Source organism: Massilia solisilvae (genome assembly GCF_024753215.1).
Taxonomy (GTDB): domain Bacteria; phylum Pseudomonadota; class Gammaproteobacteria; order Burkholderiales; family Burkholderiaceae_D; genus Telluria; species Telluria solisilvae.
Window position 1 is genome coordinate 622,223 of sequence record NZ_JANUGV010000001.1, and the last position, 15,202, is coordinate 637,424.

General features: G+C 66.3%; 18 protein-coding genes. 8 read left to right on the top strand and 10 right to left on the bottom strand.

Annotated elements, in window-relative coordinates; translation table 11 throughout:
* Nucleotides 1-6 precede the first annotated feature (6 nt).
* Complete coding sequence (msrC, locus tag NX773_RS02740; RefSeq protein WP_258854850.1) at nt 7-504, bottom strand: free L-methionine (R)-S-oxide reductase MsrC; 498 nt, start codon at nt 502-504, stop codon at nt 7-9.
* A 33-nt stretch (nt 505-537) separates the two neighbouring features.
* Complete coding sequence (locus tag NX773_RS02745; protein WP_258854851.1) at nt 538-1,128, bottom strand: transglutaminase-like domain-containing protein; 591 nt, start codon at nt 1,126-1,128, stop codon at nt 538-540.
* A 90-nt stretch (nt 1,129-1,218) separates the two neighbouring features.
* On the opposite strand from NX773_RS02745, the gene NX773_RS02750 reads away from it, so the two are divergent.
* The gene (locus NX773_RS02750) at nt 1,219-2,052 is read left to right on the top strand and encodes an aldo/keto reductase (protein ID WP_258854852.1); all 834 of its coding nucleotides are present in this window, start codon (nt 1,219-1,221) and stop codon (nt 2,050-2,052) included.
* A gap of 42 nt (nt 2,053-2,094) precedes the next feature.
* On the opposite strand, the gene NX773_RS02755 is transcribed toward NX773_RS02750, so the two are convergent.
* From NX773_RS02755 to NX773_RS02765, 4 genes are all read right to left on the bottom strand, one after another.
* Nucleotides 2,095-2,949 carry an SIS domain-containing protein gene (locus NX773_RS02755; protein ID WP_258821115.1) on the bottom strand — a complete coding sequence of 285 codons (855 nt, stop codon included), beginning with the start codon at nt 2,947-2,949 and terminating at the stop codon, nt 2,095-2,097.
* 16 nt (nt 2,950-2,965) lie between these two features.
* Nucleotides 2,966-4,435: a glucose-6-phosphate dehydrogenase gene (gene zwf, locus NX773_RS02760; protein WP_258854853.1), complete on the bottom strand. Its 1,470-nt coding sequence runs from the start codon at nt 4,433-4,435 to the stop codon at nt 2,966-2,968.
* 146 nt (nt 4,436-4,581) lie between these two features.
* A complete protein-coding gene (locus NX773_RS23600) occupies nt 4,582-4,854 on the bottom strand; it encodes a type II toxin-antitoxin system RelE/ParE family toxin (protein WP_370662209.1) in 273 nt (90 codons plus the stop codon).
* A 2-nt stretch (nt 4,855-4,856) separates the two neighbouring features.
* A complete protein-coding gene (locus tag NX773_RS02765) occupies nt 4,857-5,141 on the bottom strand; it encodes a CopG family ribbon-helix-helix protein (RefSeq protein ID WP_258854854.1) in 285 nt (94 codons plus the stop codon).
* Between the two features lie 177 nt (nt 5,142-5,318).
* Between NX773_RS02765 and NX773_RS02770 the strand changes: the two genes are divergently transcribed.
* Nucleotides 5,319-6,056, top strand: a complete 738-nt coding sequence (locus NX773_RS02770; protein ID WP_258854855.1) for a hypothetical protein — start codon at nt 5,319-5,321, stop codon at nt 6,054-6,056.
* Between the two features lie 3 nt (nt 6,057-6,059).
* On the opposite strand, the gene NX773_RS02775 is transcribed toward NX773_RS02770, so the two are convergent.
* A complete protein-coding gene (locus tag NX773_RS02775) occupies nt 6,060-6,944 on the bottom strand; it encodes an SMP-30/gluconolactonase/LRE family protein (protein WP_258854856.1) in 885 nt (294 codons plus the stop codon).
* An 11-nt stretch (nt 6,945-6,955) separates the two neighbouring features.
* On the bottom strand, nt 6,956-8,593 hold the full coding sequence (gene pgi, locus NX773_RS02780; protein WP_258854857.1) for a glucose-6-phosphate isomerase: 1,638 nt from the start codon (nt 8,591-8,593) through the stop codon (nt 6,956-6,958).
* A gap of 306 nt (nt 8,594-8,899) precedes the next feature.
* Between pgi and edd the strand changes: the two genes are divergently transcribed.
* From edd to NX773_RS02800, 4 genes are all read left to right on the top strand, one after another.
* Nucleotides 8,900-10,819 (top strand): phosphogluconate dehydratase, encoded by a 1,920-nt coding sequence (edd, locus tag NX773_RS02785; RefSeq protein ID WP_258854858.1) that lies wholly within the window; start codon nt 8,900-8,902, stop codon nt 10,817-10,819.
* Between the two features lie 5 nt (nt 10,820-10,824).
* The gene (eda, locus tag NX773_RS02790) at nt 10,825-11,448 is read left to right on the top strand and encodes a bifunctional 4-hydroxy-2-oxoglutarate aldolase/2-dehydro-3-deoxy-phosphogluconate aldolase (protein ID WP_258855832.1); all 624 of its coding nucleotides are present in this window, start codon (nt 10,825-10,827) and stop codon (nt 11,446-11,448) included.
* A 22-nt stretch (nt 11,449-11,470) separates the two neighbouring features.
* The gene (locus NX773_RS02795) at nt 11,471-12,019 is read left to right on the top strand and encodes a Rhs element Vgr protein (protein WP_258854859.1); all 549 of its coding nucleotides are present in this window, start codon (nt 11,471-11,473) and stop codon (nt 12,017-12,019) included.
* Between the two features lie 62 nt (nt 12,020-12,081).
* The gene (locus NX773_RS02800) at nt 12,082-12,579 is read left to right on the top strand and encodes a hypothetical protein (protein WP_258854860.1); all 498 of its coding nucleotides are present in this window, start codon (nt 12,082-12,084) and stop codon (nt 12,577-12,579) included.
* A 1-nt stretch (nt 12,580) separates the two neighbouring features.
* Here NX773_RS02800 and NX773_RS02805 read toward each other — a convergent pair whose 3' ends face one another.
* Nucleotides 12,581-13,558, bottom strand: coding sequence for a tetratricopeptide repeat protein (locus NX773_RS02805; RefSeq protein WP_258854861.1), 978 nt, complete (start codon nt 13,556-13,558; stop codon nt 12,581-12,583).
* A 168-nt stretch (nt 13,559-13,726) separates the two neighbouring features.
* Between NX773_RS02805 and rpiA the strand changes: the two genes are divergently transcribed.
* Both rpiA and NX773_RS02815 read left to right on the top strand, forming a co-directional pair.
* A complete protein-coding gene (gene rpiA, locus NX773_RS02810) occupies nt 13,727-14,398 on the top strand; it encodes a ribose-5-phosphate isomerase RpiA (RefSeq protein ID WP_258854862.1) in 672 nt (223 codons plus the stop codon).
* A 12-nt stretch (nt 14,399-14,410) separates the two neighbouring features.
* Complete coding sequence (locus tag NX773_RS02815; RefSeq protein WP_258854863.1) at nt 14,411-14,737, top strand: hypothetical protein; 327 nt, start codon at nt 14,411-14,413, stop codon at nt 14,735-14,737.
* Nucleotides 14,738-14,919: 182 nt separating this feature from the next.
* On the opposite strand, the gene NX773_RS02820 is transcribed toward NX773_RS02815, so the two are convergent.
* Nucleotides 14,920-15,195, bottom strand: coding sequence for an oxidative damage protection protein (locus NX773_RS02820; RefSeq protein WP_258854864.1), 276 nt, complete (start codon nt 15,193-15,195; stop codon nt 14,920-14,922).
* Between the last annotated feature and the right edge of the window lie 7 nt (nt 15,196-15,202).

A 15,202-nucleotide genomic window follows, 5' to 3' on the forward strand; every position in this document is an offset into this window, starting at 1 on the left:
GTCGGATCAGCAATCGGTCGCGTCGAGGAAGGCCTTCAGCATCGCTTCCAGGCCGGCGCGGTCTTCCTCGGTAAAGCGGTTCAGGGTCGGGCTGTCGATGTCGAACACACCGATCACCTTGCCGTTCTTGACCAGGGGGATCACGATCTCGGCGTTGGATGCGGAATCGCAGGCGATGTGGCCGGGGAAGGCATGCACGTCCGCCACGACGATGGTGCGCCGCTCGGCCGCCGCGGTGCCGCACACGCCGCGCCCGAACGGGATGCGGGCGCACGCCGGCTTGCCCTGGAACGGGCCGACCAGCAGGTCCTGCTCGCGGCCGTTCTTGCCCGGGACGGTCAGGTAGAAGCCGGCCCAGTTCAGGTCCGCCAGGGTGTCGTAGACGAGCGCGGAAAACTGCGAGGCGTTGGCGACCAGCGAGGTCTCACCTTCAAGGACGCTGGTGACCTGGCGTACCAGCAGGTCGTAATCGGGGCGGGTGCTGCGTTCTGGGGAGATGTGCATGTTCGGATATCGGACGAGCGCTTGTAAAACACGCTATTTTACAGGCAGCTCCGCAAGCTCGACGTCCGGCAGATTGGCGAGCACCTGGTCAAAGGTGTCGTAGCGCTCGAGAACCTCGACCACGACCGGAAGCGGCTCGGCCCAGATTTCGGGCAGGTCCCGTTCGTGCGGCTCGCTGATCGAAAAGGCGAGGGCCTCGCGCGGAGGCGTAAACCGGGCATCCACGCCGGGCTTGTTGCCGCGCGCGTCGAGCCGGTACCAGCCTTCATCCTTGAGGTAGACGGCATTCAGGCCATGCAGGCAGTACGGCGCGCCGCTGTCTCCCGTCGACAGGCGCTGGTAGCACAGGCCTGTCGGAACGCCGTTCGCCCTGAGCAAAGCCGCGAGCAAATGGCTTTTTGCATAGCAGTAGCCGGTCCGGAACCGCAACACATCGGACGCCTTGCAGGTCACGGGATTGCGTTTGAAATCGACGCTGTGCTCGATCTCGTCCCGAACGAACTCGAAGCACGCGCGCACGAGGTCGGATTCAGAGCCGGCAGACGCCTTCAGGCGACGGGCAACCGACAGCACTTCCGGGTTGTCGAAGTCGATGTACCTGCTCGAGGAAAGGTAACGGCGCATGTGCTACGCTGGATGGTCAATAAAGCATCAACTTTATCACGCAGGCGTCGGCTTGGCGGGGCAGGCCACCCGATGAGTAAAGGAGCAGATATGCGTACCACGAAACTTCCCGCAGGCGTGGAGGTGCCGGTGCTAGGCATCGGCACCTGGCGCATGGGCGAGCAGCCCGAAAGGCGCCGCCACGAGCTTGAAGCCCTGGTCTGCGCACTCGACAACGGGATGAGCCTGATCGATACCGCCGAGATGTACGGCGACGGCGCCGCCGAGGAGCTGGTTGGGGAGGCGCTCGCAGGACGCCGGCGGCAAGCGTTCATCGTCAGCAAGGTGCTTCCGCACCATGCCTCGGCCAAGGGGACGATCGCGGCATGCGAAGCGAGCCTCAAGCGCATGGCGACCGACTACATCGACCTGTACCTGCTGCATTGGCGCGGGGGCGTGCCTTTGGCCGAGACCGTCGATGCGCTGGAGCGCCTGGCCAGCGACGGCAAGATCCGCTACTGGGGCGTGAGCAATTTCGATACCGGCGACATGGAGGAACTGCTTGCCTTGCCGGGCGGGCGCAAGGTCCAGACCAACCAGGTGCTCTACAACCTGATGCGGCGCGGGATCGAGTTCGACCTGCTGCCGTGGAGCAGGCAGCACGCGATGCCGGTGATGGCGTATTCTCCGCTGGAGCAAGGCGTGCTGTTGGGCCAGGCAGAGGTGCTGCGGCTCGCGGACGAATATTCGACCACGCCGGCCCAGATCGCCCTTGCCTGGGTTTTGCGCGACGAACAGGTGATCGCGATACCGAAGGCCGGCACGCCGCGCCACGTCAGGCAGGCGCGCGCGGCGCTCGACCTGCGCCTGTCCCCGATCGACCTGCAAGCGCTTGACCGGGCGTTTCCGCCGCCGCGCCGCAAGGTGCCGCTGGAAATGATCTAGCCGCCGGCTCAGGACTGCACCCGCGCATGCAGAGGTGGCGGGCTATCCGATGAAGGAATCGAACTGCATGTCGAATTCCTGCAGCGCCTTCTGGGCGTTCTGCATCTTCTTGCGAAATTCCGGGCCGCGCTGCAGGGCCAGGCCCACGGCCAGCACGTCGATCACGACCAGGTAAGCAAGGCGCGCCGAGATCGGCGTGTAGGGGTCGATCGCAAACACGAGGTCGATCGGGATGAGTACCGTGGCCATGTCCGCCAGCGGCGTGCCCGAGGGCGCCAGCACGATCACGTCCGCGCCCGCGCGGCGCGCCAGCTTGGCCGAGCGCACCAGCGCCGGGTTGTTGCCGCGCTGCGAAATCGCCACCACCGCGTCGCCCTCGTGCACCAGCGCCGCGGCGATCGAGTGGATCGCGGGGTCGGTGTAGGCCACCGTCGGCACGCCCGAGCGGAAGAACTTGTGCTGCGCATCGGCCGCGACAAAGCCCGAGGTGCCCTGGCCGTAGAACTCGATCTTGTTGGCGCGCGAAAGGATGTCGAGCGCTTTCTGGATGGTCTCGGGGTTCAGGTTGTTGCGCAGGTCGAGCAGGGTGTTGATCGAACGGCTGCAGATCTTGTTGACGAGATCGGAGGCCAGGTCGTCCTGCGCCGGCTGGTCGGTGGCGCCGGGCAGCGCGAGCGCGAGCCCCTGCGCCAGCTTGAGTTTGAACTCGTGCCAGCCTTCGTAGCCGAGGGTGCGGCAAAAGCGCACCACGGTCGGCTCGGACACCTGTGCGCTCTTGGCCAGCGCGGTGATGTTCTGGCTGACGGTGGCCGCTGGATTGTCCAGCACCGCCAGCGCCACCTTGCGTTCGGAGCGCGACAGCGAGTCGAGCTGGGTGCGGATTGAATCGAGCAGCACGATCTGTTCCTCGCCCTTAGTCTTCCGGCAGCGCTTCTTCGCGCCACTGCAGCCCGTCGCGCCCGATCAGTGCCGACGACGCGGCCGGACCCCAGGTGCCGGAGGCATAGGGCAGGGGCGAATTGTCGTCCTGTTCCCAGTGGTTGAGGATCGGCTCGACCCATTCCCATGCCGCTTCCAGTTCGTCGCCGCGCATGAACAGCGTGAGCTGGCCGCGCAGCACGTCCAGCAGCAGGCGCTCGTAGGCTTCCATGCGCGGGGCCTTGAACTGCTCGCGGAAGTCCAGCTCGAGCTCGGCCTGCTTCAGGCGCATGCTGTCGCCCGGCGTCTTGGCCATCAGGTTCAGCGACAGGCCTTCGTCCGGCTGCAGGCGAATCACCAGGCTGTTGGGCTGGAAGGTGGACGTGGGCTGGTGGAAGATCGAATGCGGGATCTGCTTGAAGCGCACCACGATCTCTGCCAGGCGGTCGGCCATGCGCTTGCCGGTGCGCAGGTAGAACGGCACGCCGGCCCAGCGCCAGGTGTCGATTTCGGCCTTGAGGGCGACGAAGGTCTCGGTCCTGGAATGCTTGGGCGCGTCCGGCTCCTCGCGGTAGCCCGGCACCGGCTTGCCATCGACGTAGCCGGCGCGGTACTGGCCGCGCACGATGTTCTGCGCCAGCGTGGTCGGGGTGAAGCGCTTGAGCGAGCGCAGCACCTGCAGCTTGGAGTCGCGCACCGCGTCCGGCGAGATCGAGGTCGGCGGCTCCATGGCGACGATACACAGCAGCTGCAGCAGGTGGTTCTGCAGCATGTCGCGCAGCGCGCCCGAGGTGTCGTAGTAGCCCAGGCGGTTGCCCACGCCGATCTTCTCGGCGATGGTGATCTGCACGTCGCTGATCCATTCGCGGCGCCACAGCGGCTCGAACAGGATGTTCCCGAAGCGCAGGGCCAACAGGTTCTGCACCGTTTCCTTGCCCAGATAGTGGTCGATCCGGTAGATCTGTTGCTCGGCAAAGACCTTGCCCACTTCGGCGTTGATGCGCTTGGCCGACGCGAGGTCGCGCCCGAGCGGCTTTTCCAGCACCACGCGCGAGTTCGGCGTGGCCAGCCCGGTCGCCTTCAGGTTGTCGCAGATCTGGGCGAACAGCGAGGGCGGGGTTGCCAGGTAGTACACGCGCGTGATCGCCGGGTCGCGGCGCAGCGCCTCAACCAGGGCGCCATAGCTGGCTACGTCGGTCGCGTTCACCGACACGTACACCAGGCGCTGCAGGAAGCGCTCCCAGTGCTCGTCGGTCGGGGTTTCCTTGATGTGCGGCTTCGAGCTCGTTTCCACCGTTTGCAGGAACTGCTCCTGCGACCATTCGGCGCGGCCCACGCAGATGATGCGGGCCGTCTCCGGCAGGTCCTTGCAGTAGTCGCGCGCGTACATCGCGGGCAGCAGCTTGCGCATTGCAAGGTCGCCGCTGCCGCCGAACAGAACGAGGTCGAAATCGTTGAGAGCCATGGGTAGTCGATCGCAAAGTGGGAGTGGTCGCATGGATGTAAATTTACTACGCAAATGTGGAGTTTGCAAGAAAATTTACTACGGCGGGCGCGAGCCTGAATGGCTATGGTGCCATATTGATTTGCCAGAGGTCGCGCGAAGCGCGATCAAGGCCACTGTTGGGACGTGTGAAGCACGCGGACGATCCGGATTGCACCGCCGGAAAGCGTGTAGATCAGCAAGTAGTGGCGCGCGACAACGTGTTCGTGTGTCCCTGCCATGCGCCCAGCGCGCCCGATGTGAGGAAAAGTTGAAACCAGTGTTGCGGCTCTCGCAATCTCATGATCGAACGCGATCGCGGCGCTGTGGTTGTTTGCGGCAATAAATTGAAAGATGGCGCGTCGGTCCCCCTTCGCCTCCGGTGACCAGATGACGCGCACGATTATCGGGTGCCACCCTGTCTTCGTTCCATCTCGTCGCGTAGAGCCTTAAATTCAGCTTCCACTTCTTCGCCGGGAATACCTTCACCTGCCGCGAGCGAGTCCAGTCCGGCCTGTACTTGCCGCTGAAACCACGCGTTATATTCAGGATCACTGTCGCTTTCGACGAAATCCCGAACCAGGTGTGGCAGCAGTTCCTCGGCGCTGCAGTGTCGCTCGCGCGCGAGCGCGACGAATTGCTGCTTGAGCTTTTCGTCGATTTCAAAAGTGATGGTAGTAATAGCCATGTCGGTCCCAAATGATCGGGCCAGTGTAGCACCGCCAGCGCGGCGCCCACAGCGCGCGACATTGAGCCAGGCCGTGCATATGTCCGAAACAATCCATTACAAACTCATCAATTCTCCATCGTCGCGTCCGGTATAGTTGGCGCGCCTGATCTACCAACATTCTCGAAGGGAATTCCGATGAGGTATGCCGCGCTGCTCGCACTGTTGCTTGCCAATGCCGCCTGGGCGAACGGGCTGGACGATCTGCGCTCCGGGCTGTCGACCTTGCAGGGGCAGGGAACGCTGCGCGGCACGTTCGAAGCGAAGCAGTCCGAGCGCGACCTCGACGGCAAGAAGCCGCCGCAAAGCGCGCACGCCTCGGCCCAAGTGGAAGAGGATGCGGGCACCCTGCAGATACGATGGGACCGCGCCACGCTCAAGCGCGCCGCCGACGAGGCCAGCCCGCCAAACGGCGCCAGGCGCAACGAAGCGCTGTCCACGCTGGTCGGCACATCGTCCGCGCTGCGTATCGCCAACCTGGTCAATTACGCGCCTGCCTTCGTGCGCGCGCTCGACGGCGCGCAGTTCAAGTCGGAGCGGGCCGATACCTACCAGGGCAAGCCGGTGCGGCTGCTGGAGCTGTCGCTGGTGGAGCGCGGCCCGGACGAAGAGCAGATCAAGATGAAGGAGAGCACCCACATCGCGCAGGTCTGGCTGGGCGCGGACAACGTGCCGCTGGCGGCCACCATCACCCACAAGCGCCGCGCCAAGGTGATGGTGTTCCTGTCGTTCGAGCAGCAGGCCAGGGAGGACTTCGTGTTCAGCGTGGTGGCCAACCGCCTGGTGGTGCTCAAGCGCGACGAGCAGGGCACGGCGAAAGGCTTCGGCAACGATACGCAGTATCACAACACCTACAGTTTCGCGCCGAAGGCGTGACCATCAGGGCAGGTAGGCCGGTTCAGCCTTGCCGGGAACGTCCACCCGCAGCGCGAGCAGGCGGCCGGTCAGCGGGTACTGCGCACGTTCTTCGGCCGGCCGATGGTGGCTGGCGCTGGTGACGTACAGCGTCTTCAGGTCATCGCCGCCGAAGGCGATCATGGTCGGGCAGCGCAGCGGCAGGTTCACTTCGCGCAGCAGCTTGCCGTTGGGGGCAAAGCACAGTACGCGGGCGCCTTCGAACATGGCGCACCAGTAGTTGCCTTCGCTGTCCACGGCCGCCCCGTCCGGGCGGCCGCCGTAGTCCGGCGCGCCCTTGTTGGTCGCGAACTGGTGGAAAACCTGCTTGTTGGACGCGATGCCTGTGGCCGGATCGAAATCGTAGCGATCGATGCGGTGCGTGGCGGTGTCGGCGTGGTACATGTGGCGGCCATCGGGCGAAAAGCCCAGCCCGTTCGAGTTCTTCATCGTGCCGGGCCACTGCTGGCGCAAGCGGCCACGTTCGAGCACGTACATCGCGGCGGCCTCGCCTTGTTCGTCGCGCCCGCCGATCCAGAACCGGCCCGCGGGATCGACACGGCCGTCGTTAAAGCGCATCTTCGCCGTCTCGTAGGGCGCCTGTGCCATCGGCGTGACCGCGCCGCTCACGGTATCCAGGTGGACCAGGCCCGCACGCAGCGCGACGACCAGCCCGCCGCGCTCATGGATCGCAAGCGCCGAGGGCTCGCTGTCCATCTTCCATGAGACGTGCGCGCCGCTGGCCGGATCGAGCCGGTGCACTGCAAAGCCGTCGATATCGACCCAGTACAGCCGGTGCTCGCCGTGGTGCCACAGCGGGCATTCGCCGACCTGCATCGGCTGGTCGAACGCGACGCGGATATCGTCCATGCGCGCCCCCCTCAGATGGCGGCGCGGGCGCGCGCGATCAGGCCGTTGGTCGAGCTGTCGTGCAGCGCCGGCTGCGGTTCGCCCGCCAGCTCGGCCTCGATCTTCTTGGCCAGCACCTTGCCCAGTTCGACGCCCCACTGGTCGAAACTGTTCACGTCCCACAGCACCCCCTGCACAAAGGTCTTGTGCTCGTACAGCGCGATCAGCGCGCCGAGCGAGGCCGGGTTCAGGTACTCCATCAGGATCGTGTTGCTGGGCCGGTTGCCGGGAAAGGTCTTGTGCGGCACCAGCCGCTCGATCTCGGCCAGCGGCAGGCCTTGCAGGTCGCGGCGCACCTCGTCCGGCGTCTTCCCCTTCATGAACGCTTCCGATTGCGCAAAGCAGTTGGCCAGCAGGGCAGTGTGGTGATGGCGCAGTTCGTGCGACGGGGAGAGCGCGGCGATGAAGTCGATCGGCGTCACGTCCGTCCCCTGGTGCAGCATCTGGAAGTAGGCGTGCTGGCCGTTGGTGCCGGGCTCGCCCCAGATCGCCGGGCAGGTCGGCGTGTCCACCGGCGCGCCGTCGCGCGTGACGCGCTTGCCATTGCTCTCCATCTCGAGCTGCTGCAGGTAGGCCGGAAAGCGCGCCAGGTCCTGATGGTAGGGCGCGATGGTGACCGACGGGCAGCCGAGGAACTGGCGGTTCCAAAAACCGATCAAGCCAAGCAGCACCGGCATGTTCTGCTCGATTGGCGCGCTGCGGAAGTGCTCGTCCATTGCGTGCGCGCCGGCGAGAAAGTCGCTGAAGTAACCAAAGCCCACGCACAGCGCGACCGGCAGGCCGATCGCCGACCACACCGAGTAGCGCCCGCCGACCCAGTCCCAGAACGGGAACATGTTGGCCGGGTCGATGCCGAAGTCCTTCACGGCCTCGGTATTGGTCGAGACGGCGACGAAGTGGCGCGGCAGCGCGCTCTCCGGCGCCCGCTCGACGAACCAGCGGCGCGCGGTCTGCGCGTTCATCATGGTCTCGGCAGTGGTGAAGGTCTTGGACGCGACGATGAACAGCGTGGTCTCCGGGTCCAGCCGTTCGAGCGCGGCCTCGATGTCATGCCCGTCCACGTTGGAGACGAAGTGCATGGCCAGGCGCGGATGGGCAAACGGGCGCAGCGCCAGGCACGCCATTTTCGGCCCCAGGTCCGAGCCACCGATGCCGATGTTGACCACGTCGGTGATCGGCTTGCCGGTGTGGCCGAGCCACTCGCCGCTACGCACGGCATTGGTGAAGGCCTTGATCCGGTCGAGCACCGCGTGCACGTCGGCGATCACGTCCTGGCCGTCGACGACCAGTTTGGCCTCGCGCGGCGCGCGCAGGGCGGTGTGCAGCACGGCGCGGTGTTCGGTGTTGTTGATCTTCTCGCCGGCGAACATGGCGTCGCGGCGCTGCTCCACGCCGCGCTCGCGCGCCAGCGCGGCCAGCAGTTCAAGCGTGCGCCCGTCAAGGCGATTTTTTGAATAGTCTAGGAACAGGCCGGCCGCCTCCAGCGACATGCGTTCGAAGCGCTGCGGATCGGCAGCGAACAGGCTGCGCATCTGCCAGTCTTCAGCTTCAATGGCGTGGGTTTCGAGGGCCTGGAAGCTGGCGCTGCTGGTCAGGGAAGGCTCGGACATGGCGTTGGCAAAATATGTTGTCATCAAGTGCAGATTAGCGAATCATACAGGAATTGCGCGTAAATTCACTACACTTTGTTGGCAACCGCCTGGCGACAACGGCCAGCACGCGCTGGCTGAACGCGTGGGCAGCACAGCTGCCCACCCTACGCGGCCGCGCTACGCCCCCGCCGCTAGCAGCGCCGGCAGCGGCTTGGCGGTAGGGTGGGCAGGTCTCCTGCCCACGCGTCCACCGGGCGTTTGAAAATCCATATCCGCAAAAAAGTGTAGTAAAATTTCAGTAACCCCACACTCAAGGAATCCATCATGGCGCTGCACCCCGTAGTCGAACAGGTCACCCAGCGTATCATCCAGCGCAGCCGCGCATCGCGGCGTGCTTATCTGGCGCATCTGGAGGCGGCGCGCGTGAAGGGCGTGCAGCGCGGTGCGCTGTCGTGCACCAACCTGGCCCACGGCTTTGCCGCGTTCCCGGCCAACGACAAGCTCAAGCTGCGCGAGCAGAAGCAGCCGTCGGTGGCCATCGTCTCGTCGTACAACGACATGCTGTCGGCGCACCAGCCGTTCGAATACTTCCCGCGCCTGATCAAGGAAGCGGTGCGCGAGATCGGCGCCGTGGCCCAGTTCGCGGGCGGCGTGCCGGCCATGTGCGACGGCGTCACGCAGGGCCAGCCGGGCATGGAGCTGTCGCTGTTCTCGCGCGACACCATCGCGATGGCAAGCGCGGTGGCGCTGTCGCACAACATGTTCGACGCGGCCCTGTACCTGGGCATCTGCGACAAGATCGTGCCGGGCCTGTTGATCGGCGCGCTGCACTTCGGGCACATCCCGGCCGTGTTCGTGCCGGGCGGGCCGATGACAACCGGCCTGTCGAACAAGGAAAAGGCTGCGGTTCGCCAGCGCTACGCGCAGGGCAAGGCCACGCGCGAGGAGCTGCTCGAGTGCGAGTCGCAGTCGTACCACGGCTCGGGCACCTGCACCTTCTACGGCACCGCCAACAGCAACCAGATGCTGATGGAGATGATGGGCCTGCACCTGCCGGGCGCCGCCTTCATCACGCCGGGCACGCCGCTGCGCGATGCGCTCACCGCGGCCGCCGCGCAGCAGGCGGTGAAGATCTCGCAGCAGGGCGGCCACTACATGCCGGTGGGGCAGGTGGTGGACGAGAAGAGCATCGTCAACGCCATCGTCGCGCTGCACGCGACCGGCGGCTCGACCAACCACACGCTGCACCTGGTGGCGATCGCGCGCGCTGCCGGCATCGTGATCGATTGGGACGACTTCGACGCGCTGTCGAAGGTGGTGCCGCTCCTGACCCGCATCTACCCCAACGGCGACGCCGACGTGAACCACTTCCAGGCCGCGGGCGGCCCCGGCTTCGTGATCCGCGAGCTGCTGGACGCGGGCCTGGCGCACGAGGACGTGAACACGGTGCTCGGCCACGGCCTGCGCGCCCACTGCAAGGAGCCGTTCCTGGGCGAAGACGGCAAGGTGGTGTGGCGCGACCTGCCCGCCCACAGCGGCGACGAGAGCGTGCTGCGCCCGGCCTCGAACCCGTTCCAGGCCAACGGCGGCCTGGTGCTGGTGCAGGGCAACCTGGGCCGCGCGGTGATGAAGATCTCGGCCGTCAAGCCCGAGTACCACGTGGTCGAAGCGCCGGCGCTGACCTTCGATTCGCAGGACGCTTTCATGCACGCCTACAAGGCCGGCCACCTCAACAAGGATTTCGTGGCGGTGATCCGCTTCCAGGGGCCGCGCGCCAACGGCATGCCGGAGCTGCACGCGCTCACCCCCGCGCTGTCGAACCTGCAGGACGCCGGCCACCACGTGGCGCTGGTCACCGACGGGCGCATGTCGGGCGCCTCGGGCAAGGTTCCGGCCGCGATCCACGTGTCGCCCGAGATCCTCGCCGGTGGCCCGCTGGGGCTGGTGCGCGATGGTGATATCATCCGCGTCGATGCCACGGCCGGCACGCTCGAAGCGCTGGTGCCGGAGGACGTGTGGGCCGCGCGCAAGCAGGCCAGCGCCGACCTGAGCTCCAGCCACATCGGCATGGGGCGCGAACTGTTCACCGTGTTCCGCCAGGCCGTCAGCGAAGCCGAGCAGGGCGCCTGCACCTTCCCGCTGCCGTCGCCCATCGACACCACCGTGCCGCTGCATGAAGGGGCCGACAGCGGCGAGATCATGCCCGGCTCAGACGAAGACTTTTTGTTCAGGACCTCCAAATGACTACCATGAACCTGCTTGACATCATGCGTTCGGCGACCGTGATCCCGGTGATCGCGATCGACGACCCTGCCACCGCGGTGCCGCTGGCGCGCGCGCTGGTGGCGGGCGGCATCCGCGTGCTCGAGGTGACCCTGCGCACCGCGCACGGCCTGGACGCGATCCGCGCCATGAGCCAGGTTGAAGGCGCGATCGTCGGCGTGGGCACGCTGACCCAGCCCGAGGAATTCGCGGCCGCGCGCGACGCCGGCGCCGTGTTCGGCGTGTCGCCGGGCCTGACTCCAGCGCTGATCGAGGCTGCAAAGAAGAGCGGCCTGCCGCTGCTGCCGGGCGTGATGACCCCGTCCGAAGTGATGGCCGCGCGCGAAGCGGGCTTCCGCCAGCTCAAGCTGTTCCCGGCCGTGCCGGCGGGCGGCGTGGGCATGCTCAGCGCCATTGCCGGCCCGCTGCCGGACGTGACCTTCTGCCCGACCGGCGGCATCTCGATCGACACCGCGCCGCAGTTCCTGAAGCTGAAGAACGTGGCCTGCGTGGGCGGCTCGTGGCTCACGCCCAAGGATGCGATCAAGGCCGGCGACTGGGGCCTGATCACCGACCTGGCCAGGGCCGCCGCCGCGCTGAGCGCCGCGTAACGTGCAACGCCGCGCGCGGGGCATGACGCCTGGCGAAATCGCGATGGTGTCGCTGCTGTTCGGCGACGCCATCGACTGCGCGCGGGTGCGCGTGCACAACCGTCCCTATCTGCCGTTCGGCCTGCAGCCGCGCAACTGCGCCATGACGCCCAACGGCAGCATCTACTTCCACCATTCCTGCTACCTGCCCGATTACGCGCTGGCGGACCTGCCGGCCAGGCACTGGTTCATGCACGAGATGGTGCACGTTTGGCAGCACCAGCTGGGCTATCCGGTGCGCCTGCGCGGCGCGCTGCGCATCGGCTTGTCGTACCGCTATGCGCTACGCGAGGGCGCCACGCTTGCCGACTACAACATGGAAGCGCAGGGCGAGCTGCTGGCCGACTACTTCGTGCTCAAGCACCTGCGCAAGCCCGAGGCGATGAGCCAGCCGGAATACGCGGGCAGCCTGGCGCTGTACGAGCGCGTGCTGGCGCATTTCCTGCGCGACCCGGCCAGCCCGGCCAATCTCCACCGCGGCACTGCGGCGCGGCTGCTACGCAGACCGCATGAGCTTGCGAATAATCAATAACTTCCGGGCGGCAACACCTTACGCTAGACGTCGATCCTGATTCGTCTTCCCAAGGTTGCCGCATGAAATTCCCGTTCGCCGCCTGTCCCCTCCTGCTGCTTGCCGTGCATACGCCAGAGGCACAGGCACGCACCGGCGAAGCGGAGGTACGCGCGCACGCCAATGGCGAGCCGTGCTTTACGATCTCCGAGCGTGAGGAGCGGCGCTTCGGCTCGCCCAATTTCGACAGCATTGTGGTGAGCGACCCGCTGGCAAAGAAGCCGGTGCTGTGGCGCATGGCGATGCCGCGCGAGCGCACCTTCCCGGTCCGGTACAGCATGTGCATTCCGTACGGCGGCCGGGTGCAGGCGCTGCCGCAGACGAGCGCCGTCGCGCTGGAGGGGGGGCGCGTGTACCGGGTGCGGATCGAGGCGCGCGCCGCGCGCGGCAGCGTGGCCGGCGCCTACGAGGCGCGCTTTTGCCTGGCGCGCCAGCACGACGGCAAGCTGCTCGTGCACCACATCGGCGCGGACGACCATGAGGGACGCCGCTTGTATGGTTGCCTGCCGCCGCTGGATTGAATCAGCGCAGGGCCTTGAGCTGGGCCTGCGCGTCGGAACGGAACTTGACCGGCAGGGCAGTGTGGGCCACCAGCGCCTTGTCGAACTCGGACGCCGCGCGCGCCTTGTCACCCATCGACAGCGCCGCGTGGGCAATGCGGTAGTGCGTGCTGGACAGCTCCGTGACCGCCAGCGCCTGTTCGAAGGCGGCGATGGCCTCGCGGTAGCGCCCTTGCTCCTGCTGCAGGCGGCCCAGGCCGTACAGCCCGGCCTCGCTGTCCGGGTAGCGCTTCTGCACCAGGTTGAAGATGCGCTCGCTGTCGGCGTACTTCTTGTTTTGCAGGTAGTTGTGCCCCAACGCGGTCAGCAGGTCGCGCTGCCGGTCCGCCACCACGTCGTCGTTGCCCGGCTGGACCGCAAGCAGCACGGACTCGGCCTTGGCGAGCTGGCCGTCGGCGATGTCGATCTGGGCCAGCATCAATTGGCTGGCCGGCGCGCTGACCGCGGCAGTCTGTTTGGCCAGGTCCTGCGCCTTGTCCTTGCCGCCGCCGACGATGCCGGGCGCCGCGTTGTAGTACTCCAGCAGCGAGAAGCGCGCCTGGATGTTGCGCGGCTCCAGTTCGATCGCCTTCTTGAATGCGTCGCGTACGGTGCCGGCGTAGCCGATCGCCGACATCATGCTGGCGTTGGCCGCCTTGGTACCCAGCGCGTTGCCCAGCGCCAGATGACAGGCCGCCGCCTGCGGCCGGGCCGCCACGCATTGTTCGCCCACTTTCACGGCCTCATCGACGCGCAGGACGCCGCTGGAACCGAGGATGGCGTTGACCTTGGCCAGCATCGCGTCGGGGTTGGCGGGGTCGCGCGCGAGCGTGGCATTGGCCAGCTTTTCGGCTTCGATGAATTTTTTGGCACGCAGCAGCGGGGCGTATTCGGTGGCGGCGCCGGCATACGCGCTGGCGACCAGGCCCAGGACAAGGGCGATGATGGAGCGTTTTTTCATGTAGTTGTGTTGGTCCGGATGGTTGAAGTCAAATGGTCCGGTGCGGCGCAAGGGCCCACCGGGCATGGATCAGTTTCGCCTCTTTTTGCATTTCTGGCAATGACTGCTTTCGCTGAAGGTGGTGCCCGATCCGCTACAATGGCGCATTCTTTTTCTCATTCGGACATCATGACTCAGGACGAACTCAAACAGGCGGTGGCGCGCGCGGCCATCGATTACGTGGTTGACGGCGAAATCATCGGCGTGGGCACGGGCTCGACGGCGAACTTCTTCATCGACGAGCTGGGCAAAATCAAGGACCGCATCAAGGGCGCGGTAGCGTCGTCCGAGGCGACTGCGACGCGCCTGCGCGGCCACGGCATCCACGTGTACGACCTGAACGATGTGGCGTCGATTTCCGTGTACGTCGATGGCGCGGACGAGATCGACGCGGCGGGTGCGATGATCAAGGGCGGCGGCGCTGCGCTCACGCGCGAAAAGATCGTGGCCTCGGTGTCGGGCAAGTTCGTGTGCATCGCCGACGGCTCCAAGCTGGTGCAGGTGCTGGGCAAGTTCCCGCTGCCGGTCGAGGTGGTGCCGATGGCGGGCCAGGCCGTGATGCGCAAGCTCACCCAGCTGGGCGGCAAGCCGGCCCTGCGCATCAAGGACGGCGAGCCTGTCGTGACCGACAACGGTGGCCACATCCTGGACGTGGCAGGGCTGTCGATCACCGACCCGGCGGGGCTGGAGTCGCAGATCAACCAGATCCCGGGCGTGATCACCGTCGGCCTGTTCGCGCAGCGCGGCGCCGATGTGTGCCTGCTGGGGACCAGCGAAGGCGTGAAGACGCTGACCTTCTGACCGGAGGAGACCATGAAACGATTGCTCGTGTTAGCTTGCGTGGTGCTGGGCGGCTGCTCGGCGTTTCACGGCAAGGCCGATGCCGATGCGCCGGTGGCCACGGCCAAACCGGCTGCGCCGCAGCTGGTGGCGGAAGGGGTGCCGATCGAGCGCATTCCGTTCCGTGCCGGCGTGTCGTCGGTGACCGTCGAGAAGATGGCCAGGCACGAGCAATGCACCGGCGGCGAGGGCGCGGGGCTGGTGACCGAGCCGGGGCCGGTGGAGGTCTATCGCATGCAGTGCGAGAACGGCAAGGTGTTCATGGCACGCTGCGAGTTGAGGCAGTGCTCGCGGATGTGAGAACTGGTGGGATAAACGGTAGTGCGACATCCACCACTTACTCATGCACGTCGTCCCCGCGCAAGCGGGGACCCATAGACCGCTCGGGCTATCGCGCACGCAGCGCATAGGCACACTCAGCATGGGTCCCCGCCAAGGGGGGCGCCGAGCCCGGGGACGACGTGCAAACGGTAGCGGTGAATTTAGCCGTTGGTCGGCGGCACGTAGCCCGCGGCCTGGTCGGCGCCTTCGCCGAAGAAGTGCTTTTCCATCTGCGTGGCCAGGTACTTGCGGGCGCGGACGTCGGCCATGTTCAGGCGGTTCTCGTTGATCAGCATCGTCTGGTGCTTGAGCCAGCCCTGCCAGGCTTCTTTCGATACCGACTCGTAAATGCGCTTACCCAGTTCGCCCGGCACGGGCGGAAAGTCGAGTCCTTCGGCGTCCTTGTTCAGTTTGATGCAGTGGACGGTACGGGCCATGTTGTTT

What these genes read in the sequence shown, in the direction of transcription:
- msrC (WP_258854850.1), bottom strand. Translation starts at nt 504, where the DNA reads ATGCACATCTCCCCAGAACGCAGCACCCGCCCCGATTACGACCTGCTG.
- NX773_RS02745 (WP_258854851.1), bottom strand. Translation starts at nt 1,128, where the DNA reads ATGCGCCGTTACCTTTCCTCGAGCAGGTACATCGACTTCGACAACCCG.
- NX773_RS02750 (WP_258854852.1), top strand. Translation starts at nt 1,219, where the DNA reads ATGCGTACCACGAAACTTCCCGCAGGCGTGGAGGTGCCGGTGCTAGGC.
- zwf (WP_258854853.1), bottom strand. Translation starts at nt 4,435, where the DNA reads ATGGCTCTCAACGATTTCGACCTCGTTCTGTTCGGCGGCAGCGGCGAC.
- NX773_RS02765 (WP_258854854.1), bottom strand. Translation starts at nt 5,141, where the DNA reads ATGGCTATTACTACCATCACTTTTGAAATCGACGAAAAGCTCAAGCAG.
- NX773_RS02770 (WP_258854855.1), top strand. Translation starts at nt 5,319, where the DNA reads ATGAGGTATGCCGCGCTGCTCGCACTGTTGCTTGCCAATGCCGCCTGG.
- NX773_RS02775 (WP_258854856.1), bottom strand. Translation starts at nt 6,944, where the DNA reads ATGGACGATATCCGCGTCGCGTTCGACCAGCCGATGCAGGTCGGCGAA.
- pgi (WP_258854857.1), bottom strand. Translation starts at nt 8,593, where the DNA reads ATGTCCGAGCCTTCCCTGACCAGCAGCGCCAGCTTCCAGGCCCTCGAA.
- edd (WP_258854858.1), top strand. Translation starts at nt 8,900, where the DNA reads ATGGCGCTGCACCCCGTAGTCGAACAGGTCACCCAGCGTATCATCCAG.
- eda (WP_258855832.1), top strand. Translation starts at nt 10,825, where the DNA reads ATGAACCTGCTTGACATCATGCGTTCGGCGACCGTGATCCCGGTGATC.
- NX773_RS02795 (WP_258854859.1), top strand. Translation starts at nt 11,471, where the DNA reads ATGACGCCTGGCGAAATCGCGATGGTGTCGCTGCTGTTCGGCGACGCC.
- NX773_RS02800 (WP_258854860.1), top strand. Translation starts at nt 12,082, where the DNA reads ATGAAATTCCCGTTCGCCGCCTGTCCCCTCCTGCTGCTTGCCGTGCAT.
- NX773_RS02805 (WP_258854861.1), bottom strand. Translation starts at nt 13,558, where the DNA reads ATGAAAAAACGCTCCATCATCGCCCTTGTCCTGGGCCTGGTCGCCAGC.
- rpiA (WP_258854862.1), top strand. Translation starts at nt 13,727, where the DNA reads ATGACTCAGGACGAACTCAAACAGGCGGTGGCGCGCGCGGCCATCGAT.
- NX773_RS02815 (WP_258854863.1), top strand. Translation starts at nt 14,411, where the DNA reads ATGAAACGATTGCTCGTGTTAGCTTGCGTGGTGCTGGGCGGCTGCTCG.
- NX773_RS02820 (WP_258854864.1), bottom strand. Translation starts at nt 15,195, where the DNA reads ATGGCCCGTACCGTCCACTGCATCAAACTGAACAAGGACGCCGAAGGA.